A 21,942-nucleotide genomic window follows, 5' to 3' on the forward strand; every position below is an offset into this window, starting at 1 on the left:
CCGGCGTGGGAGCGCTCCCACGGTGCACGCTGGCCCCAGGATGGCCTACAACGTCCGCTGCGTCAACGGCGCGACAGCGCCGGCATCCTCCCGTTTGTGCGGGCGAATGCATGCAGCAAGGCCAACGAATCCACGCATATGCCCGCACAAACGGGCCCTGCGCGTCAGCCTCGGGTCCTGCGCCTCAGCCTTGGGTCGGGAAGCGCCGATCGAGCCATGCCAGCAGATCGGCCCGCACCTCGGCCTGGCTGACGTCGTTGAAGATCTCGTGACGCACGTCGGGGTAGACGAGGGTCGTGACATCGGTGAGGCCCGACCGCGTGCGGTAGGCGTCGGCGAGGCGATGCACGCTCTGGGGTCCGCCGACCGTGTCGTCGCGGCCGACCATGAGAAGGACCGGGATGTCGAACCCGAGGTTCTTGCGCGGCTTGCCGATGAGGCGCAGCGTGTCGAGGGGCCCGAACAGCTTCATGAGCGGCTCGTCGGTGGTGAGCGGGTCGTCGAGGAACGCGCGTCCGACGCTGAGGTCGGATGCCAGCCACTCGGTGCCCATCGCGTCGGGCGCCTTCCACGGCTTGTTGAGGTCGCCGGAGTTGAGCGAGCCGGGCCAGCGCAGCGCAGTGCCGCTGAGGACGACCGCGTCGTAGGCCTCGGGGTGGTCGTCGACGAGGATCTGCGTGAGAAACGATCCCCACGAGTGGCCGAGGATCACGAGCGGCAGACCCGGGTTCTCGGCCCGGATGAGCTCGGTGAACTGCCAGCATCCCGCGATCGCGGCGCGGAGCCCGCCGGGGCCGAGCCGGCCCAGCTTCTCGGCATCGCCGCCGTGGTGGCGCATCCCGGTGCGGCCGTGGCCGCGGCGGTCGTCGGCGTAGACGGTGAAGCCGTCCGCGGTGAGCGCGTCGATCACGGCGGCGTAGCGCCCGGCGTGCTCGCCCACGCCGTGGAGAAGCTGGACGACGCCCCGAGGCTCGGCGGTCGCGGGGTGGACGTCGTAGACGATCGCGATGCCGTGCGCATCGATGAACTCGGGCATGCGGAGAAGTCTAGGGGAGGCGCGGGAGGCGGCATCCGATTCCTTTAGCATGACTAATGAGCTATGCTAAGGATTCGAATGAGCACCGATACGAAACCGACGCAGACGCCCGCCGACGCACACGACGACCACTCCGCCGCCGCCTCCCGGCTGCGCATCGCGACCTTCCGGCTGGCCCGCCGCATGCGCACGCAGCGCGCGGTCGACTCCATGAGCGACGGCCAGTTCGCGGTGCTCGCCGCCCTCTGGGTGCACGGTCCCCATACGCTCGGCGAACTCGCCGAGCGCGAACGCGTGTCGGCGCCGTCGATGAACCGCACGGTCAACTGCCTGCAGGAATCCGGGTACGTGGCGCGGTCGGCCGACGAGAACGACGGACGCAAGGTCGTGATCTCCCTCACCGACGACGGTCAGGCCGTCGTCGCCGAGACGGCGCGGCGCCGGGATGCCTGGGTCGAGTCGGCGCTCGACGAGCTCACCGCCGACGAGCGCGATGCCCTCGACCGGGCCGCAGAGATCATGGAGCGGATGGCCGCCCGATGAGCCGCCGCGAAGGCTCGGCGATGTTCCGGTCGTTCTCGATCTTCAACTACCGCGTGTGGTTCATCGGCGCCCTCGTGTCCAACGTCGGCGCCTGGATGCAGGCGACGGCACTCAGCTGGGTCGTGCTCACCGAGCTCACCGACAACGACGCCGCCGCCATGGGCATCACGATGGCGCTGCAGTTCGCGCCGCCGCTCCTCCTCGTCGGGGTCACCGGCTGGGTGGCCGACCGGTTCGATCGTCGCCGACTGCTCGTGGTCACGCAGAGCCTGCTGCTCGTGCTCGGAGTCGCCATCGGTGTGCTGCTGCTCCTGGGCGTGATGACGCTGCCCCTCATGTACGCGTTCGCGCTGGGCCTCGGGGTGATCGCCGCCTTCGACAACCCCGCGCGGCAGGCCTTCGTCTCCGACCTCGTCTCGCGCGAGATCGCCTCCAACGCGGTCGCCCTCAACGCAGCCTCGTTCAACGGCGCGCGCATGATCGGTCCCGCCGTCGCCGGCGTGGTGATCGTCGCGGTGGGCACCGGCTGGGTGTTCCTCGTCAACGGGGTCACGTTCTTCGCCATGATCGTGGCGCTGCTGCTGATCCGCACCGACGAGCTCATCCCGCGCGTCAAGGCGCCGGGCGCCTCGCGCCTCGCCGACGGGTTCCGCTACGTCGCGCGACGTCCCGACCTGATGGTCACGTTCGCGATGGTGTTCATCATCGGCGCGTTCGGCATGAACTTCCCGATCTTCGCCTCCACGATGGCCCTCGAGTTCGGGCAGGAGGCCGACGGCTACGGCCTGCTCAGCTCGATCCTCGCCATCGGCTCACTCGCCGGCGCGCTGCTCGCCGCGCGCCGTGACCGCGCCCGCATCCGGGTCGTGATCGGCGGCACGCTGCTGTTCGCCGTGGCGGCCACCGTGTCGGCCTTCATGCCCACGTACTGGGCATATGCCATCACGCTCATGTTCACCGGATTCGCCGTCGTGACGATGCTGACGACCGCCAACGGCTACGTGCAGACCACCACTGATCCCGCCCTGCGGGGCCGTGTCCTGGCGCTTTACATGGCGATCCTGATGGGCGGGACGCCGATCGGCGCGCCGATCGTGGGATGGGTCGCCTCGGAGTACGGGCCGCGCCAGGCGATCCTGCTCGGTGCGGGTGCGGCGCTCGTCGCCTTCGCCATCGGCGCCACGTGGCTGATCGTCTCGGGCCGACTGCACCGCAACGACGAGAAGCGATTCCGGCTCACCATCGACGAGACGCGCCCGCTCTCGGTCGTGCAGCCCGCGCCTGAGGAGTTCAGCGACGAGGTCGCATCGACCACCCCCGTGCGACTGCCCGAGAAGGCGATGGCCGAGCGCCGGGCGGGCTGAGACGGCGGGTCTGCCCGCGTCAGCGCGGCTCGCGCACGCCGAGGCGCTCCAGGTGGGCGTTCGAGAACCGGCCCGCGGGGTCTAGTCGTTCGAACACGGCCCGCGCATCCCCCAGTCGAGGATGCACGCGCTCGATCGCCGCGCGATCGAATCCGTGCCGCTTGCCCCAGTGCGGACGAGCGTCGAACCGCGCCAGCGCCGCCTCGATCCGCGGAAGCACCGTGGCCACGCCCGCCGGGTCGTTGTGCCACGTGAAGTGGATCGCGAGGACGTTCTCTCCTGATGCCGGGCTCAGCCACAGGCTGTCTTCGGACGCGGTGCGCAGCTCGCTCACGAACAGCAGCGGACGGATGAGGTCGCCGAGCTCGAGCATCGCGCGCAGCGCGGCCGGTGCGTGCTCGCGCGCGACGAAGTACTCGCTCTGGATCTCATCGCCGAACGACGGTGTGCCGTCGAGCCGGAAGTGCGGGAGCCGCAGCATCCAGGGGCCCGGCACGCCGCGCAGCTCGGTGACGTCGGCGAGTCCGCCCAGCGGCTCGGCGTCGGCGTCGCGCACACCGTCCAGCAGCGTCCCCGGCACCTCGGCGTCGTCGGACTCGATGCGCGATTTCACCCACACCCACCCGACGGACGACTCCTCCCAGCGCGTGAACACCGACACGCTGTATCCGGCGCCGGTGACGGCGTCGAGTGCGCCGAGCGCGGCATCCCACGACACTCCCCCGTAGACGTCCTGCCGCATGCGGTAGGACGGGCGGGTGGCGATGTCGAGCGAGACCACGACGCCGAACGCCCCGAGTCCGACCGCGAGCGCGTCGAAGTCGGCGTCGCCGTCGCGGACCTCGCGCACCTCGCCGTCGGCATCGACGTAGCGGATGCCGCGGACCGCCGTGGTGAGCACCCCGTTGCGGTCGCCCGACCCGTGCGTTCCGGTCGCGGTCGCTCCGGCGACGGAGATGTGGGGGAGCGATCCGAGGTTGTGCAGGGCAAGCCCGCGCTCCTCCAGCCAGGCCGCGAGCACGCCGTAGCGCGTGCCGGCGGCCACGCGCACCACGCCGTCGCCGAGGGAGAACCCGCCCTCGAGTCCGGCCAGGTCGAGGAGGGTTCCCGAGGTGTCGGGCAGATCGGTGAAGGAGTGGCGCGTGCCCAGGGCGTGGACCGGCTCACGGTCGGCGCGCACGGCGCGCACCACATCGGCCTCGCTCCACGCCGGGACGATGCGCGGTGCGGCGTAGTGGTGGGTGCCCGCCCAGTTGCGGGTCATGCGCGTGCCCTCGTCGAGTCGCGCACGATGAGTTCGGGCTGGAACACGACCTGTTCACGCTCGGCCGCGCCGTCGACTTCGGCCAGGAGCAGCTCGACCGCGCGGCGGCCGATCAGCTCGCTGGGCTGGCGGATCGAGGACAGCGGCACCACGGTCACGGCCGAGAAGTCGATGTCGTCGTACCCGATGATCGCGACGTCGCCGGGAACCGCGACCGAACCGAGCATCACGAGCGCCTGGAGCACGCCCACCGCCAGCAGATCGTTCGCGGCGAAGACCGCGTCGGGGCGTCCGTCCGGCCCGCGGGAGCGGAGCCTCTCGCCCACCGCGCGCCCTTCGAGCACGCTGAGCGCCGACGTCTCGACCACCTCGAGCGCGGCATCCGGTTCCTCCGCCACGGCGCGACGCGCGCCCTCGAGCCGGTCGGCCACCTGGCGGACGTGCTCCGGTCCCCCGACGAAGGCGATGCGGCGGCGGCCGATGTCGAGGAGGTGGCGCACGGCGAGATAGCCGCCGGAGACGTCGTCCACCGAGACCGACGAGAACTCCGCGCCCTCGCTCAGGCGGTCGACCAGGACGGCGGGGATGCCGCGCGTGCGCAGTCGTTCGAGGCGGCCCGAGATCTCGTCGACGGGCGTGATGAGCACGCCGTGGACGCGCTGCTGCTCGAAGAGGTCGAGGTAGTCGGACTCGCGCGCGGGGTCGTCGTCGCTGTTGCCGAGGAGGATCGACAGGCCGTCTGTGGCCGCGCGACGTTCGGCGCCGCGGGCGACGTCGGTGAAGAACGGGTTGCGTACGTCGAGCACGACGAGTCCGATGCTGCGGCTGCGTCCGGCACGCAGCTGCCGTGCGGCGTCGTTGCGGACGAACCCGAGCTGCGCGATCGCGGACTGCACGCGCTCGACGGTCGTCGGGGCGACCTTGTCCGGTCGGTTCAGCACGTTGGAGACCGTGCCGACGGACACGCCCGCGAGCGCCGCGACGTCCTTGACGCTCACCGACATGCCGCCACCTCGATTCCCACCCCTGCGGGGTTGCGTGAAACGATACCCGCGAGTTATCGTTGAAACGATTCAGACCACGAGCAACAGGAGCAACTCGATGACGAGCACCGCCGCGACGACGCGCGTCTGCTTCGAGCTTCACGTCAAGCCCGAGCTGCTCGACGAGTACGTCGCCCGCCACAGCCCCGTGCGCGCCGAGATGCTGGCCGAGATCGCGGCATCCGGCCGACGCAACTACTCGCTCTTCCTCGCCGACGGCGGACGCCTCATCGGCTACTACGAGACCGACGACGACGCGGCCGCGCAGGCCTACCTCGCCGCCTCCCCGATCGCCTCCCGCTGGGAGGCCGAGATGGCCCCCTACTTCGTCGGCCTCGCCGGTCGTCCCGACCAGGCCGCCACCGCGCTGACCGAGATCTTCAACCTGCACGAACAGCTCACGGATGCCGCAGCATCCGGGGCGGAAAGCGACGCATCGTGACCACTCTCTCCCCCGATATCCTCGCGCAGCTCGAGGGCCAGGGCATCGAGCTGCCCTCGTGGGCATTCGGCAACTCGGGCACGCGGTTCCGTGTGTTCACGACCGCCGGCACGCCTCGCGATCCGTTCGAGAAGATCTCCGACGCGGCGAAGGTCAACGAGTTCACCGCCCTCGCGCCGAGCGTCGCGCTGCACATCCCGTGGGACAAGGTCGACTCGTACGACGAGCTGCGCCGCCACGCCCACGACCTCGGCGTCGAGCTCGGCACGATCAACTCGAACACCTTCCAGGACGAGGACTACAAGTTCGGCGCCCTCACCCACGCCGACGACCGCATCCGCCAGAAGGCCGTCGACCACCACTTCGAGTGCATCGACATCATGCACGCGACCGGTTCGCGGGACCTCAAGATCTGGCTCGCGGAGGGCTCGAACTACCCCGGCCAGAACGACATGCGCGCCCGCCAGGACCGCCTGCAGGACTCGCTGCAGCAGATCTACGCACGCCTCGGCGAGGAGCAGCGCCTCGTGCTGGAGTACAAGTTCTTCGAGCCGGCGTTCTACCACACCGATGTTCCCGACTGGGGGACCTCGTACGCCCAGGTGGCCGCCCTCGGCGACCGGGCGATGGTGTGCCTCGACACCGGCCACCACGCTCCCGGCACGAACATCGAGTTCATCGTGATGCAGCTGCTGCGCCTCGGGAAGCTCGGCTCCTTCGACTTCAACTCGCGCTTCTACGCCGACGACGACCTGATCGTGGGCGCAGCCGACCCGTTCCAGCTGTTCCGGATCCTCTTCGAGGTCATCCGCGGCGGCGGCCTCAACAACCCCGACGTCGCCTTCATGCTCGACCAGTGCCACAACATCGAGGACAAGATCCCCGGTCAGATCCGCTCCGTGCTGAACGTGCAGGAGATGACGGCCCGCGCGCTCCTCGTCGACCGCGATGCCCTCGCCGCCGCCCAGGCCGCGAACGACGTGCTCGGAGCGCAGGCCGTGTTCATGGACGCGTTCTACACCGACGTGCGTCCCCCGCTCGCGGCGTGGCGGGAGTCGCGTGGCCTGCCCGCCGATCCGATGGCCGCCTACGCGGCATCCGGCTACCAGCAGCAGATCGCGGCCGACCGCGTCGGCGGCACCCAGGCCGGCTGGGGCGCCTGACCCCCCACCCCCGAACTCAAGATCGAGTCGCCCAGACACGCCGTCCCCGGCGTTCCCGTCCGGCGTGTATTGGCGACTCGCGAGACATGACAATGAGAACGACAGAGGACATCATGACGAACGCGACAGCTCAGGAGCTCATCGAGCGGTCCAACCGCCTGGGCGCCGACCCGAAGAACACGAACTACGCGGGCGGCAACACGTCGGCCAAGGGCGTCGACACCGACCCGGTCACGGGTGAGCCGGTCGAGCTGCTCTGGGTCAAGGGGTCGGGCGGCGACCTCGGCACCCTGACCGAGTCGGGCCTCGCGGTGCTGCGCCTGGACCGCTTCCGCGCACTGGTGAACGTCTACCCGGGCATCGACCGTGAGGACGAGATGGTCGCGGCCTTCGACTACTGCCTGCACGGCAAGGGCGGCGCGGCCCCGTCGATCGACACGGCGATGCACGGACTGGTGGATGCCGCGCACGTCGACCACCTGCACCCCGACTCCGGTATCGCGATCGCTACCGCCGCCGACGGCGAGGCGCTGACCGCTCGGATCTTCGGCGACAAGGTCGTGTGGGTGCCCTGGCGCCGCCCCGGCTTCCAGCTCGGCCTCGACATCGCCGCGATCAAGGACGCCAATCCGCAGGCGATCGGCACGATCCTCGGCGGTCACGGCATCACCGCGTGGGGCGACACGTCCGACGAGGCCGAGCAGAACTCGTCCTGGATCATCGAGACCGCCGCCGCCTACATCGCCGAACACGGCAAGGCCGAGCCGTTCGGAGCGGTTCGCGCCGGCTTCGAGGCGCTCCCCGAGGCCGAGCGGCGTGCGAAGGCGGCCGCCCTCGCGGCGACGATCCGCGGTCTGGCGTCGACCGACCGGCCGATGGTCGGTCACTTCACCGATGCCGCAGTGGTCACCGACTTCCTCGCGTCCGAGAAGGCGCCCGGCCTCGCCGCCCTCGGCACGAGCTGCCCCGACCACTTCCTGCGCACCAAGGTGAAGCCGCTCCTCCTCGACCTGCCGGCGGACGCCTCGGTCGAGGCATCCGTCTCCCGCCTGCAGGAGCTGCACGAGGCCTACCGCGCCGACTACCAGGCGTACTACGACGCCCATGCCACGGCCGAGTCGCCCGCGATCCGCGGCGCCGACCCGCTCATCGTGCTCGTGCCGGGTGTCGGCATGTTCTCGTACGGCGCGAACAAGCAGACCGCGCGCGTCGCGGGCGAGTTCTACGTCAATGCGATCAACGTCATGCGCGGTGCCGAGTCGCTGTCGACCTACTCCCCGATCTCGGATGCCGAGAAGTTCGACATCGAGTACTGGGCACTCGAAGAGGCCAAGCTGCAGCGGATGCCGAAGCCGAAGACGCACCAGGGGCGCATCGCCTTCGTCACCGGCGCGGCATCCGGCATCGGCAAGGCCATCGCGACGCGCCTCGCCGCCGAGGGTGCGTGCGTCGTCATCGCCGACCTCGACCTCGAGAAGGCGCAGGCCGCCGCGGCCGAGCTCGGGAACACGGATGTCGCCATCGGCGTCGCCGCGAATGTCGCCGACGCCGCCGGGGTGCAGGCCGCGATCGACGCCACGCTCCTCGCGTTCGGCGGCATCGACCTCGTCGTGAACAACGCCGGCCTGTCGCTGTCGAAGCCGCTGCTGGAGACCACCGAGAAGGACTGGGACCTGCAGCACGACGTCATGGCCAAGGGGTCGTTCCTCGTCGCCAAGGCCGCCGCGAAGGCTCTCATCGAGCAGAAGCTGGGCGGCGACGTGATCTACATCTCGTCGAAGAACTCCGTCTTCGCCGGCCCGAACAACATCGCCTACTCGGCGACCAAGGCCGACCAGGCCCATCAGGTGCGCCTGCTGGCTGTCGAGCTCGGCGAGCACGGCGTGCGTGTGAACGGCATCAACCCCGACGGCGTCGTGCGCGGCTCGGGCATCTTCGCCGCCGGCTGGGGCGCCAACCGCGCCGCGACGTACGGCGTCAAGGAGGAGGACCTCGGCCAGTACTACGCGAACCGCACGATCCTCAAGCGCGAGGTCGTGCCTGAGAACGTCGCCGACGCCGTCTACGTGCTGACGGGCCCCGAGCTCTCGCGCACGACGGGCCTGCACATCCCCGTCGACTCCGGCGTCGCCGCCGCCTTCCTGCGATGAGCCCGGGTTCGGGGCGTTTCGTCTCGTCGCTGCGCTCCTCGCTCAACGACCCGCTGCTCGTTGAGCGAGCGGAGCGAGACGAAACGCCGTGGGGGTCCCGATGACCGGCGGTGTGGTCGCGGCCGTCGACCTCGGGGCGACCAGCGGCCGCGTGATGCTCGGGTACGTGGACGACGGGATGCTGCGCCTCGAGGCCGTCTCGCGGTTCCCGAACGGTCCGGTACCGGGCCCCGACGGCCTCCACTGGGACTTCACCGCGCTGTACCGGCACATCATCGAGGGGCTGCGCGACGCGATCGCACGCGAGCCGGGCCTGGCCAGCGCCGGGATCGACTCGTGGGCCGTGGACTATGGACTGGTCGAGGCCGGCGAGGTGCGCGGCGAGCCGTTCCACTACCGCGACGAGCGCACCGTGCGGGGCGTCGAGCAGGTGCACGCGGTCGTGCCGTTCGACGAGCTGTACCGCCGGAACGGTCTGCAGTTCCTGCCCTTCAACACGCTGTACCAGTACGTCACCGAGCGCGGGCTCGCCGATGCCGACGTCGCGCTCCTCATCCCCGACCTGGTCGCGTATCTCCTCACCGGGGCCCGGGTCGCCGAGCGCACGAACGCCTCCACGACGGGGCTCATCGACGTCCGCACCGGGCAGTGGGATCTCGAGCTCGCCGAGCGGCTCGGCATCCCGGCATCCGTCCTCCCCCGCCTCGTCGATCCGGGCGAGCACCTCGGCGCGCTGCGGGGCGCGGCGCGCGAGCGCGTGGGGGCGGCCGTCGAGGTCGTGGCCGTCGGCTCGCACGACACGGCATCGGCCGTCGCCGCGGTGCCGCTGAGCTCGCCCGACGCGGCGTACATCTCGTGCGGCACGTGGGGTCTGGTCGGCGTCGAGCTCGATGCGCCCGTCGTCAGCGATGCCGCGCGTGAGGCGAACTTCACGAACGAGGGCGGGGTCGACGGACGCGTGCGCTTCCTTCACAACGTCACCGGCCTGTGGCTGCTGAGCGAGTCGGTGCGCGCGTGGGAGGCCGAGGACGGCTCCCCGATCGACCTTCCGGGACTGCTGGATGCCGCGGCATCCGTCGACGGGGAGGTTGCCCTCTTCGACGCGAACGACCCGCGACTGTCGGCACCGGGCGACATGCCCGCCCGCATCGCCGCGGTGCTCGACGAGGCGGGCGCGGCCGTGCCCGCGTCGCGCGCGGCCTTCGCCCGCACGATCGTGGAGAGCATCGCGCAGGCGTTCGCGACCGCCGTGGCCACCGCCGGACGCCTCACCGACCGTGAGGTCGACGTGATCCACATCGTCGGCGGCGGCGCGCTGAACCGCCTGCTGTGCCAGGCGACGGCCGACCGGTCGGGGCTCCCCGTGCTCGCCGGACCCGTCGAGGCGACCGCACTGGGGAACGTGCTCGTGCAGGTGCGCGCGCACGGATGGTTCGGGCCGGATGCCTCGCTCGAGACTCTCCGGGAGGCCGTAGCCGGCGCGTTCCCGCCGGAGAGGTACGAACCGCGGGCCTGACTCGCGCCTGGACGGAACCCTCGCGGGACGGTTTCGTCAACCCCCTGCGGGCCGCCGTCACCGCGGCCTAGCGTGAGCCCATGACCGACGAACGCCGCGCAGAAGACGCCCCCCTCGAACAGGATGCCCCGACCGGGGGCGACGAGACCACCGAGGATCAGCTCGAGGCCGACAATCCGGCCGAGGAGGACACCCTCAAGACACTCGACCCCGACGCTCCGCCGGCCTGAGCCGAGCCCGGGTCCACCGTCGCCAGGGCGCATAACTCCTGCACTTTGGCCGCAGGCTGGCGGCCCACCACCGTCCTGCCGCGGGTCGCCGCCGACAGGCGACCTGAAGTGCAGGAGTTATGCGCCGGGCAGGACCGCGCCGCGCCTGCGCGGCTACTCAGGATGAACCACGTTCTCACGCCTCGCGCGTGATCCCTTCGATACGCCGCTGCGCGGCTACTCAGGATGAACCACGTTCTCACGCTTCGCGTGTGATAGTGACCTTCACGTGGAGATGGGACTTGAACGGGCCGGCATAGACGCCGCGCAGCGGCGGGACGTCGCCATAGTCGCGCCCGCGGCCGACCAGCACGTGCCGATCGCCGATCTCGATGTTGTTCGTGGGGTCGAAGCCCTGCCATTCGCCCGCGAACCACTCGACCCACGCATGGGACTCGCCGGTCACAGCGACGCCGACATCGGCGGTGGGGCGCGGGTGCAGGTAGCCCGAGACGTACCGGGCCGGGATCCCGACCTCGCGCAGGGCGCCGAGCGTGATGTGCGCGATGTCCTGGCACACGCCCTTGCGCGCCTCCCACGCCTCCTGCGCGGTCGAGTGCACCCCGGTGATGCCGTGCATGTACTCGACGGCGTCCCCGATGCCGGTGGAGATCGCGTGCGCGGCGCGGCCCGGATGATCGTGCTGCGCCGCGATCGACCGGGCGAGCTCGGCGACCTCGGGGTGGGGGCGCGTGCGGCCGGTCTGCACCAGCTGCTCGACCGTCTCGATCGAGCGATTCGACTCGCGCGACAGGCCGTGCCACGTGACATCGACGTGCTCGAGGGGTCGCGGGCGCACCTCGACAAGCGACTTCGCGGTGATCGTCAGCGCGGCGTGCGGAGACAGCACATCGAACGCCGCCACCCGCGTGCCGAAGTAGTCGACGTACTGGTTGACCGACGTCGACGGCTCGATGTCGAGCGACGAGTTCAGCACGAACTGGCTGTCGGTCGAGCCCGGCAGCATGCGCGCCTCGTTGTACGAGGCCGAGACGTCGCCCTGGTAGCTGAACCCCGTCTGGTGCTCGATCCGGAGGCGCTTCATGAGATCTCTCCGATCCAGCTCGGCTCGGCCTGCGTCGGGAAGAAGCGGCTGCGGATGGCTTCGGATGCCTCGCGCGTGACGGTCTGCACGCGCTGCATGTGCTGGGGGAGCTCGTTGAGGATCTCGCCGACGGGCCGGTACTCGAGGTCGTTGCGGATCTGACCCAGCGCCCGCAGCACGGTGTTGGAGTGACCGACACGGTCCGCGCGCGGGTCGATCGCGCTCATGCACTCCTCGGCCCGCTGGATCGAGTAGATGATCGAGCGCGGGAAGAGGCGGTCCAGCAGGAGGAACTCCGCCGCGTTGCGCGCGCTCGGCATGCCCCGGTAGGTGCGCAGGTACGCCTCATAGGCGCCGCACGAACGCAGGATGGTGGTCCAGGACGGCCCGGATGCCTGGGTCAGCGACCTCGTCGCGAGGAGCCGCGCCGTCATGTCGGTGCGCTCGATGCTGCGCCCGAGGGTGAAGAACTGCCAGGCCTCGTCACGGCTCGTGGACGAGTCGACGATGCCCACGGCGAGCGCCGCGCGCTCGCGCACCCACTGGAAGAACTCGTGCACCCGGTCCGCCTGGAGACGCCGCGGCATCCGGGTGTTCGTGGTGTTGAGGGTCTCCCACAGCTCGGTCGACACGATCTCGCGGGCACGTCGGGCGTTCTCGCGCGATGCCGTCAGCGCGTACGCGATGCTCGACGGGTTCATGCGATCGACGGCGAGCCGCGCGAGCACATCCTCGCGGCGCACGTGCTGCACGCCCTCGGGCGGCAGGGATCCCATCACGCTCAGCAGCGACCGGCACGCCGTGTCCTCGTCGATCCACGGGTCCTCCAGCAGCAGCTGCAGATGGACATCGAGGATGCGCGCGGTGCCGTCGCTGCGCTCGATGTAGCGGCCGATCCAGAACAGCGACTCGGCGATGCGGCTCAGCATGGGCCGTCCTCCTCGGCGTCGGTCGCGGCCTGCTGCTGCTGCTCGTGCTGCTCGCGACGGTTCCCGTCCGGATCGCGCGGCGAGTGGGCCGGTGGGGGCTGCCCGTCGTAGATGATCGGGATCGACGCCGTCACCGTCGCGGCCTGATCGGCGACGAGGCCCGGGACACCGTGGCCCTGGCCGTACTCCACGTGCGACGGTGCCGATCCGCCGATCACCCAGGTGTCCTTCGAGCCGCCGCCCTGGCTGGAGTTGACCACGAGCTGGCCCTCCGGGAGCGCGACGCGGGTGAGTCCGCCGGGCAGCACCCAGACGTCCTCGCCGTCGTTGACCGCGAACGGGCGCAGGTCGGCGTGGCGCGGACGCATGCCGTCCTCGACCAGCGTCGGAATCGTCGAGAGCATCACGACGGGCTGAGCGATCCACCCGCGCGGGTCGGCCAGGAGCCGCTGCCGGAGCTTCTCGAGCTCGGCGGGCGAAGCATCCGGTCCCACCACCAGGCCCTTGCCGCCCGATCCGTCGACGGGCTTCACCACGAGCTCATCGAGCCGGTCGAGCACTTCCTCGAGGGCGTTCGGGTCTTCGAGCCGCCACGTGTCGACGTTCTTGAGGATCGGCTCCTCGGCCAGGTAGTAGCGGATGAGCTCGGGCACGTACGTGTAGAGCAGCTTGTCGTCGGCCACGCCGTTGCCCACGGCATTGGCGATGGTGACGTTGCCCAGGCGCGCAGCCAGCATGAGTCCCGGGGCGCCGAGCATGGAATCGGCACGGAACTGCAGCGGATCGAGGAACTCGTCGTCGACACGGCGGTAGATGACGTCGACCCGCTTGGGGCCGCGCGTCGTGCGCATGAACACCTTGCCGCCCACGCATAGCAGGTCGCGGCCCTCGACGAGCTCGACCCCCATGAGCCGGGCGAGCAGGGTGTGCTCGAAGTACGCCGAGTTGTACACGCCCGGCGTGAGCACGACGACATTCGGGTCCTCGATGCCGGCGGGCGCCGACGCGCGCAGCGCGGCGAGGAGCTTGTTGGGGTAGTCGCCGACCGGGCGCACGCGCATCGATACGAACAGCTCCGGCAGCGTCTGCGCCATGACCCGGCGGTTCGAGATCACGTAGGAGACCCCCGACGGGACGCGCACATTGTCTTCGAGGACGCGCATCTCGCCGTGCTCGTCACGGATGAGATCGATGCCCGAGACCTGGATGCGCACGCCGTTCGCGGACTGGATGCCGGCGGCCTGCCGGTAGAAGTACTGCGACGAGGCGATCAGACCTGCCGGGAGCACCTCGTCGCGCACGCAGTGCTGGCGGCCGTATGCGTCGTCGAGGAACGCCTCGAGAGCCTTGACGCGCTGCTTGACCCCGGCCTCCACGCGCGACCACTCGTCGTAGGTGATCACGCGCGGAACCGCGTCGAGCGGGAAGGGTCGCTCCTCGCCGGCGAAGTCGAACGTGACGCCCTGCGCGAGGTACGAGCTCGCGAGCGAGTCGGTGCGCCCGCGCAGCTCTTCCTGCGTCATCTGGGCGAGCGCCTGGTAGAGCTCCCGGTAGGCGTCGCGGGACTCGGCCAGATCGCCCGGGTGCGCCGGACTGCCGAACATCTCGTCGTAGGCGGGAACCCCGGAGGCCGTCTTGCGCGGCGCCAGAGTGGAACCGTAGCCGTCGAAGAGATCACCCATGCCGGAAGCCTAGTCCGGGCCGTGTTGCCGGAGTGTTTCGCAGCCGGACTCCGCGAGTTCGAGCCGATGGCGCGCGTGTGTGTGAGCAAAGACGAGGAGACACGCCGCATCATCGGCCTCCCACGCCGGGCATCGCGGCGTGTTTCCTCCGTTTTCGACGGCGCCGACCGGTTCCGGCGGACGTACGCTGTCCTCGTGAGCACGTCGCGCGGGGACCGCGGCACTCCGGCGCCCTACGCGTGGGCGGCCGGAGTGGGGGCCGTCGCGCTCGGCGCCGGCCTCGGCGAACTCGTGGGCGCCGTCGTAGCGCCGACGTCGGGACCGTTCGTCGTCGTCGGCGGTGCACTCATCGACGCCGCGCCGTCGTGGGCGAAGGATGCCGCGATCGCCCTGTTCGGGACCGCCGACAAGATCGCGCTGCTGGTCGGGATCGGACTCGTCGTGCTCGTGCTCGCGGGGCTCGCCGGCTGGCTCGAGCTGAGGCGACCGCCGTGGGGCCGCGTCGTCGTCGTGGCGTTCGGCGCGGTCGGCGCCGTCGCGGCCGTCACCCGCGCCGACGCGGGGCCGCTCGCGTGGGTCCCCTCCGTCGTCGCGGGTCTGGGCGGCGCGCTCGCGCTGTGGTGGCTGGTGCGGATGCTGGCGCTCGGCGCCGCTGCGCGGGATGCCCTGTCGGGCGAGACATTCCCTCGCGCGCCCTCCGGGCGGGCTCCCGCCGACCCCGTGGCCGTCGGCCGGGCTCCCGCCGACCCCGACGCCGCCTCGCCGGACGACGCGTCCCGCTCCGCTCCCCCGCCCGGCGACGTCGGGCCGTCACGCCGTTCGTTCCTGGTCTGGTCGGGAGCGGCGGTCGTGGCGGGAGTCGTCGCGGCGGCTGCGGGGAACGCGATGCGGGCGGGGAACGCCGCCGTGTCGGCCATCAAGGCGGTCGTCCTGCCGAAGGCCGCGGTCGCGGCGCCTCCGATCCCCGTCGGTGCGGAGCTCGACATCCCGGGTCTCGCACACGTCGTGACGGAGACCGACCGCTTCTACCGCATCGACACCGCGCTCATCGTGCCGACGCTCGACCCCGCGAACTGGAACCTGCACATCAAGGGCATGGTCGAAGAAGAGGTCATGCTCACGTGGGACGACCTGCTCGAGCTGCCCCTCGAAGAGCACTACACCACGCTCGCGTGCGTCTCGAATGAGGTGGGCGGCACGCTCATCGGCAATGCGATGTGGCTGGGATACCCGGTGCGGGAGCTGCTCGCGCGCGCCCGCCCCACGGCAGACGCAGATATGGTGCTCTCCCGCTCGATCGACGGGTTCACGGCATCCACTCCGCTCGAAGCACTCACCGACGGCCGCAACGCCCTGCTGGCCATCGGGATGAACGGCGAGCCTCTGCCGCCGGAGCACGGGTTCCCGGCGCGTCTGGTCGTGCCGGGACTGTACGGCTACGTCTCGGCGACGAAGTGGGTGAAGGAGCTCGAGGTCACCCGCTTCGACCAGGCACGCGCGTACTGGACCGACCGCGGCTGGTCCGAACGCGGGCCGATCAAGCTGCAATCGCGCATCGACGTGCCGCGCAAGGCCCAGGGCCTCAAGGCGGGCGACGTCGTGATCGCCGGTGTCGCCTGGCAGCAGCAGGTGGGCGTCGCCGGCGTCGAGGTGCAGATCGACGAGGGCGCGTGGCAGCCGGCGACGCTAGCCTCCGCGATCTCGGAAGACACGTGGGTGCAGTGGCAGCTGCCCTGGACCGCCGCGCCCGGCGACCACCTCATCCGCTGCCGCGCCATCAGCACCACCGGTGAGGTGCAGACATCCGACCGCGCCCACCCCGCGCCCGACGGCGCGACGGGCTGGCACGAGCGCTTCGTCAGCGTCTTCGCCTGAGCGCCACCGCCCTTCACGTGCCACGAGTCGCCAAGACACGCCGGAGATCCGGCGCGCGGACGGCGTGTCTTGGCGACTCGGGTGGCTCAGCGCGCGAGGACGACCCGCAGCTGCTCGACGGCCCAGTCGAGCTCGGTCGCCCGCACCACGAGCGGCGGGGCGATGCGGATCGTGTGCCCGTGGGTGTCCTTCACCAGCACGCCGCGGGCGATGAGCCGCTCGGCGATCTCGCGCCCCGTGCCCACGGCCGGGTCGATGTCGACGCCCGCCCACAGGCCGGCCACGCGCACACCGGTGACGCCGTTCCCCACGAGAGTCGACAACCCCGCCGCCAGGTGCTCGCCGAGAGCCTGGGCCCGCGTCTGGAACTCGCCGGTCTTCAGCATCTCGACCACGCGCAGTCCGACGGCCGCCGCCAGCGGGTTGCCGCCGAAGGTCGAGCCGTGCTCCCCCGGGCGAATCACCCCGAGCACGTCGTCGTCCGCGACGACGGCGGAGAGGGGCAGGATGCCGCCGCCCAGCGCCTTGCCGAGGAGGTAGACGTCGGGGACCACGCCTTCGCGATCGCACGCGAAGGTCGCGCCCACGCGACCGAGGCCGGACTGGATCTCGTCGGCGATGAAGAGCACGCCGTTCTTCGTGCACAGCTCGCGCACCGCGCGGAGGTAGCCCTCCGGGGGGATCACGACGCCCGCCTCGCCCTGGATGGGCTCGATGAGCACGGCCGCGGTGTTCTCGTCGATCGCGGCCTCGATCGCCGCGGCATCACCGAACGGGACGTGCACGAAGCCGGGCGTGAACGGGCCGAAGCCCTCGCGGGCCTGCGGATCGTCGCTGAAGCCGACGATCGTCGTCGTGCGGCCGTGGAAGTTCCCGTTCGCGACGACGATGGTGGCGGCATCCGGAGCGATGCCCTTCACGCGATAGCCCCACGCCCGGGCCACCTTGATGCCGGTCTCGACGGCCTCCGCGCCGGTGTTCATCGGCAGCACGAGGTCCTTCCCGCACAGCTCGGCCAGCGCTTCGGCGAACGGGCCGAGACGGTCGTTGTGGTACGCGCGGCTCGTGAGCGTGAGGCGGTTGAGCTGCTCCTGCGCGGCGGCCAGGAGAGCCGGATGCCCGTGCCCGAAGTTGAGAGCCGAGTAGGCCGACAGCAGGTCGAGGTACCGCTTGCCCTCGACATCGGTCACCCACGCGCCCTCGCCGCGGGAGATGACCACGGGCAGCGGGTGGTAGTTGTGGGCGACGTGCTCGTTCTCGTCGGCGATGATGCGGGCCATGGCGGTGTCGACCGCGGGCGAGGTGGTCATCGGGTCGTCTCCTGTCCATGCCGCAGCTCGAGCGTGCAGCACTTGATGCCGCCGCCGCCGAGCAGCAGCTCGGACAGGTCGATCAGCACGGGGTTGTAGCCGCGTTCGCGCAGCTGCGTCTCGAAGCCGGTGGCGCGCGGCGAGATGAGGACGTTGAGGCCGTCGCTCGCGGAATTGAGGCCGAACACGGCGCCGTCCTCGTCGGCCACGAGGATCGCGTCCGGGAAGCGGTCCTCGAGGACGCCGCGGCTCGCGTCGTCGAACGCGCTCGGGAGGTAGGCGATGTTGGCCTTCTCGACGCCGCCGGGTCCTTGGACGGGATCGAGCACGGAGATCGCCGTATCGAGGTGGTAGAAGCGCGGGTCGATGAGGGTGAGGCTCACGACCTCCTTGCCGAACACGTCGCCGAGCTCGCGGTGACTGTCGCCCGTGGAGCGGAATCCGGTTCCGGCGAGCATCGTGTCGCCGACGAGCAGGAAATCGCCCTCGCCTTCGTTGACCTCGACCGGCTCGACGACCTCGAACCCGTTCTCGCGGAACCAGTCCATGAACGCCGGCCCTTCGGGCGCACGCTCGGCGAAGCGGAACTTCGCGCCGTAGGCGACGCCGTCGATCACGAACCCGCCGTTGGCCGTGTAGACCATGTCGGGCAGCCCCTCGACCGGGTCGATCAGCTGGACGTCGTGACCGAGCGCGACGTAGGTGTCGTAGAGGACCTGCCACTGCGCGAGGGCCTTGGCCGTGTCGGTCGGCTTGGCGGGCTCCATCCACGGGTTGATCGTGTAACTGACGGTGAAGTGCTCGGGCCGGCACATCAGGTAGCTGCGGTGCTGCGGGATGCGGGTGGCCGGCGCGGTCGCCTGGGCGGCGGACGCCGTGTGGTGCGTGGACATTTTGCTCCTTGCGAAGGGGCGGCGGACGCTGTCCAGGGGCCCGGCGGAGCTCGGGAAGCCGACGACTCGGGCACGCCTCACCCATTGTCTCACCAGCGTCCGGAGATCAGGCGTGCCGAGCGGCTCGAGGGCGGGCCGCCGAGCGCATAACTCCTGCACTTCCGGCCTCGAACCCCGCCGAGCCGAGGCTCCCGCGGCGTGTCGCTCCGAGAGTGCAGGAGCTATGCGCCCTGGCCCGCCCCGCCCGGAACTCGGCGCCGGCCGGTTCAGGGGGCGATGACCACCAGCTTTCCGACGACGTGCCCGTCGGCCAGCCGGGCCAGAGCGGCGCCGCCCTCGGCGAAGGGGTACGTCCGCTCGATCACGGGACGAAGAGCTCCGGATGCCGCCAGTTCGACGAGTGCGGTCAGCACGTCGGTCTTCGCCACGGCCGCGACCGGGCGCAGCGGCCGCTTCGAGCCGAGGGAGCGTACGGATGCCGCGAGGATCCGGCCGATCGGACCCAGCACGCGCCCGCCCTCGCCCGAGACGAGCGCAATCGCGCCCCCGTCGCGGACGAGCCCCTGGAGCGCCGACAGCGGTGCCGTTCCGGCGATGTCGATGACGGCGTCGAAGCCCGAGCCGAGAGCATCCGACCCCGGTTGCACGGACCGGTAGTCGAACGTCCGCGACGCGCCGATCCCCTCGACGAGCGCCCGGTTCCGCTCGCCGCACAGGGCCCAGACCTCGGCGCCGCGGTGCACGGCGAGCTGCACGGCGAAGGTTCCCACCCCGCCGGATGCGCCGATCACCAGCACGCGGTGTCCGGCCGCCACACCGACGCGATCGAGCGCCTGCCAGGCGGTGCCGGCGGCCACGGCCAGCGACGCCGCGAGCACCGGGTCCAGCGCATCCGGACGTCGCACGAGCCGCGCGGCGGGCGCGACGGCGTAGGGCGCGAGGCCCCCGCCGCCCGGCAGCTCGCAGACGACCTCGTCGGCGACGGCGAAGTCGGCGACTCCGTCGCCCACGGCGATCACCGTGGCCGCGACATCCATCCCCCGCACCGGCTGCTTCGGTCGGCGCAGGCCGAACACGGTGCGCACCAGGAGCGGCTCGCCGCGCATCACGCGGACGTCGCCGTTGTTCAGTCCCGTCGCGTGCAGGCGCAGCAGCACCTCACCGCGGCGCGGCGCACGGACCCCGACGGCCGCGAGGGCGACGACGGCCGGGCCGCCGTAGCGCTCCTGCCGCCACCCGTTCATCGTCGCCGGCACGGCCGCCGCGGCATCCGCTCGGTGGTTCTCGTGCGCGGTCATGTCAGGCCTCCGGGTACTGGAAGACGTCGTCGAGCCCCACGCCGAAGACGCGCGAGATCTGGAAGGCGAGCTCGAGGGTGGGCGAGTACTTGCCCTGCTCGATCGCGATGAGGGTCTGGCGGGTCACGCCGATCTGCCGGGCGAGGTCGGCCTGCGTGAGACCCGCCTGTTCGCGCAGGGTGCGGATCGAATTGGTGACGCGGGTGGGCTTGACCATCAGACGAGCCCGCGGCGGTAGGCGATCACGCTGGCGACTCCGCCGACGATGGACGAGAGCGCGAATCCGTAGAACATCGTGTTGGCGATCCAGAACCAGTCGACCTGGAACGCGCACTCGACGATCACCCCGAGTCCGGCGATCACCAGGAACGCCTGTCCCACCCGCGTGCTCATGTGGCTGATGTCGCGGTCGCGCTGGTCGGACTTCCCGACGCCCTCGGGATCGCGCATGCCCGCGAGCATGCCCCACACGATGCTCACCACGATCGCGGCGACGATACTGGCGCCGATCGTCCACAGCATGAGGGGCACCCAGTCGACGTCGTCGAGCGGACCGCCCGCCGCCTGCTGCAGCACGAGGATCGTGTACACCGCCATGCCGATCACGCTGACGATCAGGCTCGCCCAGATGTTGCGTTCCTCGTAGACCATGACGCCCTCCGATGTCTAGAATGTTTGACATCACGAGAGTACGTCGGCTGCCGCGGCCGTGTCAAGAATTATTTACACGGAGACGGCGCGTCGGAGGATGGACGCCAGCTCCTCGCGGATCAGACATCGGGAGAAGGCGAACCCGTCGGCGAGCGACTCGGCCTCGTCCGGTCCGACGCCGTCGAAGGCGCGCGCGAACTCGTCCACCATCGCCTCGGCGAGCATGACGTGGCGGATGTGCCCGTGGATCCAGCGGCGAGCACCCCAGGGGTAGGGCTGGAAGTCCGGGAACTCCTGCTCGAACAGCCGCTCGATGGGTTCGAGGATGTCGCGGATGCCGGCATCCGTCGAACCCCAGGAGTCGACGCCGAAGCGCGCCTTGCGTTCGAGCGCCGGGGCGATGCGCCGCAGGTAGGACGAGTCGGGATCCACGGTGACGACGCCCTGGAGACCGATGTCCTTGTAGGTCCACAGGGCCCAGCTGGCATCGTGGCGGTCGAAGATGGCGAGGTGGTCCTCGAGCAGCCGATAGCGCTGCTCGTCCCGCGCGGGGTCACCCGTGTAGACCGGTCCGAACTCGCCCACCCAGATCGGCGTGCCCGTCTCACGCATGTACGCGGTGCGTTCGAGGAAGGTCTCCTCCACGCGGTCGCGGTCGACGTACTGCCCGCGGGACACGCCCGGATACGGGCCGCCGTCGACGAAGCCCGGGAGCGCGTAGTCGTGTGCCGTGTAGACGCAGTTCGGGAGCGGATCGCCCAGCTGATCGAACTGCGTGGAGTAGCGGTTCCCGTCGAGGAAGAGGATGTGGTCCGGATCCACCGACCGCACCGCCGCCTCCAGTCTGCGGTAGAACGGCCCGATCGCCTTCCCGGTCACGTCGGCCGGCTCGTTGACGGGGTTGAAGCCGGCGACCCAGGGGTGGCCGCGGTAGTGCTCGGCGATCGCCTCCCACAGGTGGACCACCCGGTCCTGGAACTGCCGTTGCGACCAGAAGTGCGCCCACTGGGTCGGGTTGTCGCTGTGCCAGTGCTGATTCTGGGCGCCGGGAACGGCGTGCAGGTCCAGGATCGTGTAGATGCCGTGCTGTGCGCACGCCTCGACCACCTGGTCGAGAAGCCGGAACCCTTCTGCCCGGACGGTGAACGGCTCGTCGTCGCTCTCGAAATGCCGGTAGTTGAAGGGAATGCGCAGCGAGTTGAGGCCGAGCGAGCGGAGGAACGCGGCATCCTCCGCAGTGAAGAACGCGTGCATGAACCGGTCGAAGAAGCGATCGTAGGCATCGTCCCCGAGCACCCGGCGCAGCGCCCGACGCTGCTGCGACTCGGCGCCGGCATAGCCGGTGATGAAGTTCTCCATGTTCATCCACCCGCCGAGCCCGAACCCCCTCAGCGTCACGGGCTCCTCGCCCGCCATGATGCGCGTCCCCTCGACGCGGAGCACGTCCTGCGGCATTCTTGCTCCCTCCC

20 protein-coding genes are annotated in these 21,942 nt (G+C 70.7%); 8 read left to right on the plus strand and 12 right to left on the minus strand.

Features of this window, described 5'->3' with window-relative positions; translation table 11 throughout:
* Positions 1 to 184: 184 nt before the first annotated feature.
* Positions 185 to 1,036 (minus strand): alpha/beta hydrolase, encoded by an 852-nt coding sequence (locus ASD93_RS11625; protein WP_056122554.1) that lies wholly within the window; start codon positions 1,034 to 1,036, stop codon positions 185 to 187.
* A 78-nt stretch (positions 1,037 to 1,114) separates the two neighbouring features.
* On the opposite strand from ASD93_RS11625, the gene ASD93_RS11630 reads away from it, so the two are divergent.
* Complete coding sequence (locus ASD93_RS11630) at positions 1,115 to 1,579, plus strand: MarR family winged helix-turn-helix transcriptional regulator (protein ID WP_056122557.1); 465 nt, start codon at positions 1,115 to 1,117, stop codon at positions 1,577 to 1,579.
* Positions 1,576 to 2,943, plus strand: coding sequence for an MFS transporter (locus ASD93_RS11635; RefSeq protein ID WP_056122559.1), 1,368 nt, complete (start codon positions 1,576 to 1,578; stop codon positions 2,941 to 2,943). The genes ASD93_RS11630 and ASD93_RS11635 overlap by 4 nt, the downstream gene beginning before the upstream one ends.
* Before the next feature lie 19 nt (positions 2,944 to 2,962).
* Here the strand turns inward: ASD93_RS11635 and ASD93_RS11640 are convergent, their stop codons facing one another.
* Together ASD93_RS11640 and ASD93_RS11645 are read right to left on the minus strand one after the other, a co-directional pair.
* Entirely contained in the window at positions 2,963 to 4,207 is a 1,245-nt protein-coding gene (locus tag ASD93_RS11640; protein ID WP_056122562.1) for an FAD-binding protein, read from the minus strand.
* Complete coding sequence (locus ASD93_RS11645) at positions 4,204 to 5,211, minus strand: LacI family DNA-binding transcriptional regulator (RefSeq protein ID WP_056122566.1); 1,008 nt, start codon at positions 5,209 to 5,211, stop codon at positions 4,204 to 4,206. The genes ASD93_RS11640 and ASD93_RS11645 overlap by 4 nt, the downstream gene beginning before the upstream one ends.
* 97 nt (positions 5,212 to 5,308) lie before the next feature.
* On the opposite strand from ASD93_RS11645, the gene ASD93_RS11650 reads away from it, so the two are divergent.
* The 5 genes from ASD93_RS11650 (at position 5,309) to ASD93_RS16035 (ending at position 10,751) form a co-directional block, all read left to right on the plus strand.
* Positions 5,309 to 5,692, plus strand: a complete 384-nt coding sequence (locus ASD93_RS11650) for an L-rhamnose mutarotase (protein WP_056122569.1) — start codon at positions 5,309 to 5,311, stop codon at positions 5,690 to 5,692.
* Positions 5,689 to 6,855 (plus strand): L-rhamnose isomerase, encoded by a 1,167-nt coding sequence (rhaI, locus tag ASD93_RS11655; protein ID WP_056122572.1) that lies wholly within the window; start codon positions 5,689 to 5,691, stop codon positions 6,853 to 6,855. Before ASD93_RS11650 ends, rhaI begins: the two co-directional genes overlap by 4 nt.
* Before the next feature lie 113 nt (positions 6,856 to 6,968).
* Positions 6,969 to 9,005, plus strand: a complete 2,037-nt coding sequence (locus ASD93_RS11660; RefSeq protein ID WP_056122575.1) for a bifunctional rhamnulose-1-phosphate aldolase/short-chain dehydrogenase — start codon at positions 6,969 to 6,971, stop codon at positions 9,003 to 9,005.
* 100 nt (positions 9,006 to 9,105) lie between these two features.
* Complete coding sequence (locus ASD93_RS11665; protein ID WP_056124445.1) at positions 9,106 to 10,521, plus strand: rhamnulokinase; 1,416 nt, start codon at positions 9,106 to 9,108, stop codon at positions 10,519 to 10,521.
* An 80-nt stretch (positions 10,522 to 10,601) separates the two neighbouring features.
* Entirely contained in the window at positions 10,602 to 10,751 is a 150-nt protein-coding gene (locus ASD93_RS16035) for a hypothetical protein (RefSeq protein ID WP_200950674.1), read from the plus strand.
* Positions 10,752 to 10,989: 238 nt separating this feature from the next.
* On the opposite strand, the gene ASD93_RS11670 is transcribed toward ASD93_RS16035, so the two are convergent.
* Genes ASD93_RS11670 through ASD93_RS11680 form a run of 3 tightly spaced genes read right to left on the minus strand, consistent with a single transcriptional unit; the run spans position 10,990 to position 14,446 of the window.
* Entirely contained in the window at positions 10,990 to 11,835 is an 846-nt protein-coding gene (locus ASD93_RS11670) for a transglutaminase family protein (RefSeq protein WP_056122578.1), read from the minus strand.
* Positions 11,832 to 12,764 (minus strand): alpha-E domain-containing protein, encoded by a 933-nt coding sequence (locus ASD93_RS11675; protein WP_056122580.1) that lies wholly within the window; start codon positions 12,762 to 12,764, stop codon positions 11,832 to 11,834. Before ASD93_RS11675 ends, ASD93_RS11670 begins: the two co-directional genes overlap by 4 nt.
* On the minus strand, positions 12,758 to 14,446 hold the full coding sequence (locus ASD93_RS11680) for a circularly permuted type 2 ATP-grasp protein (RefSeq protein WP_056122583.1): 1,689 nt from the start codon (positions 14,444 to 14,446) through the stop codon (positions 12,758 to 12,760). Before ASD93_RS11680 ends, ASD93_RS11675 begins: the two co-directional genes overlap by 7 nt.
* A 195-nt stretch (positions 14,447 to 14,641) precedes the next feature.
* Here ASD93_RS11680 and ASD93_RS11685 point away from each other — a divergent pair, with 195 nt between their 5' ends.
* On the plus strand, positions 14,642 to 16,321 hold the full coding sequence (locus ASD93_RS11685) for a molybdopterin-dependent oxidoreductase (protein ID WP_056122586.1): 1,680 nt from the start codon (positions 14,642 to 14,644) through the stop codon (positions 16,319 to 16,321).
* Between the two features lie 86 nt (positions 16,322 to 16,407).
* On the opposite strand, the gene rocD is transcribed toward ASD93_RS11685, so the two are convergent.
* The 6 genes from rocD to ASD93_RS11715 form a co-directional block, all read right to left on the minus strand.
* Entirely contained in the window at positions 16,408 to 17,631 is a 1,224-nt protein-coding gene (rocD, locus tag ASD93_RS11690) for an ornithine--oxo-acid transaminase (protein WP_056122589.1), read from the minus strand.
* Entirely contained in the window at positions 17,628 to 18,524 is an 897-nt protein-coding gene (gene ddaH / locus ASD93_RS11695) for a dimethylargininase (RefSeq protein ID WP_056122591.1), read from the minus strand. The genes rocD and ddaH overlap by 4 nt, the downstream gene beginning before the upstream one ends.
* A gap of 266 nt (positions 18,525 to 18,790) precedes the next feature.
* The gene (locus tag ASD93_RS11700) at positions 18,791 to 19,822 is read right to left on the minus strand and encodes an NAD(P)-dependent alcohol dehydrogenase (protein ID WP_056122594.1); all 1,032 of its coding nucleotides are present in this window, start codon (positions 19,820 to 19,822) and stop codon (positions 18,791 to 18,793) included.
* Position 19,823: 1 nt separating this feature from the next.
* Positions 19,824 to 20,039 carry a helix-turn-helix transcriptional regulator gene (locus tag ASD93_RS11705; protein ID WP_056122597.1) on the minus strand — a complete coding sequence of 72 codons (216 nt, stop codon included), beginning with the start codon at positions 20,037 to 20,039 and terminating at the stop codon, positions 19,824 to 19,826.
* Positions 20,039 to 20,473 (minus strand): hypothetical protein, encoded by a 435-nt coding sequence (locus ASD93_RS11710; RefSeq protein WP_056122599.1) that lies wholly within the window; start codon positions 20,471 to 20,473, stop codon positions 20,039 to 20,041. The genes ASD93_RS11705 and ASD93_RS11710 overlap by 1 nt, the downstream gene beginning before the upstream one ends.
* Positions 20,474 to 20,545: 72 nt before the next feature.
* The gene (locus ASD93_RS11715) at positions 20,546 to 21,928 is read right to left on the minus strand and encodes a glycoside hydrolase family 5 protein (RefSeq protein WP_056122603.1); all 1,383 of its coding nucleotides are present in this window, start codon (positions 21,926 to 21,928) and stop codon (positions 20,546 to 20,548) included.
* Between the last annotated feature and the right edge of the window lie 14 nt (positions 21,929 to 21,942).

Source organism: Microbacterium sp. Root180 (assembly GCF_001428485.1).
Lineage (GTDB): Bacteria > Actinomycetota > Actinomycetes > Actinomycetales > Microbacteriaceae > Microbacterium.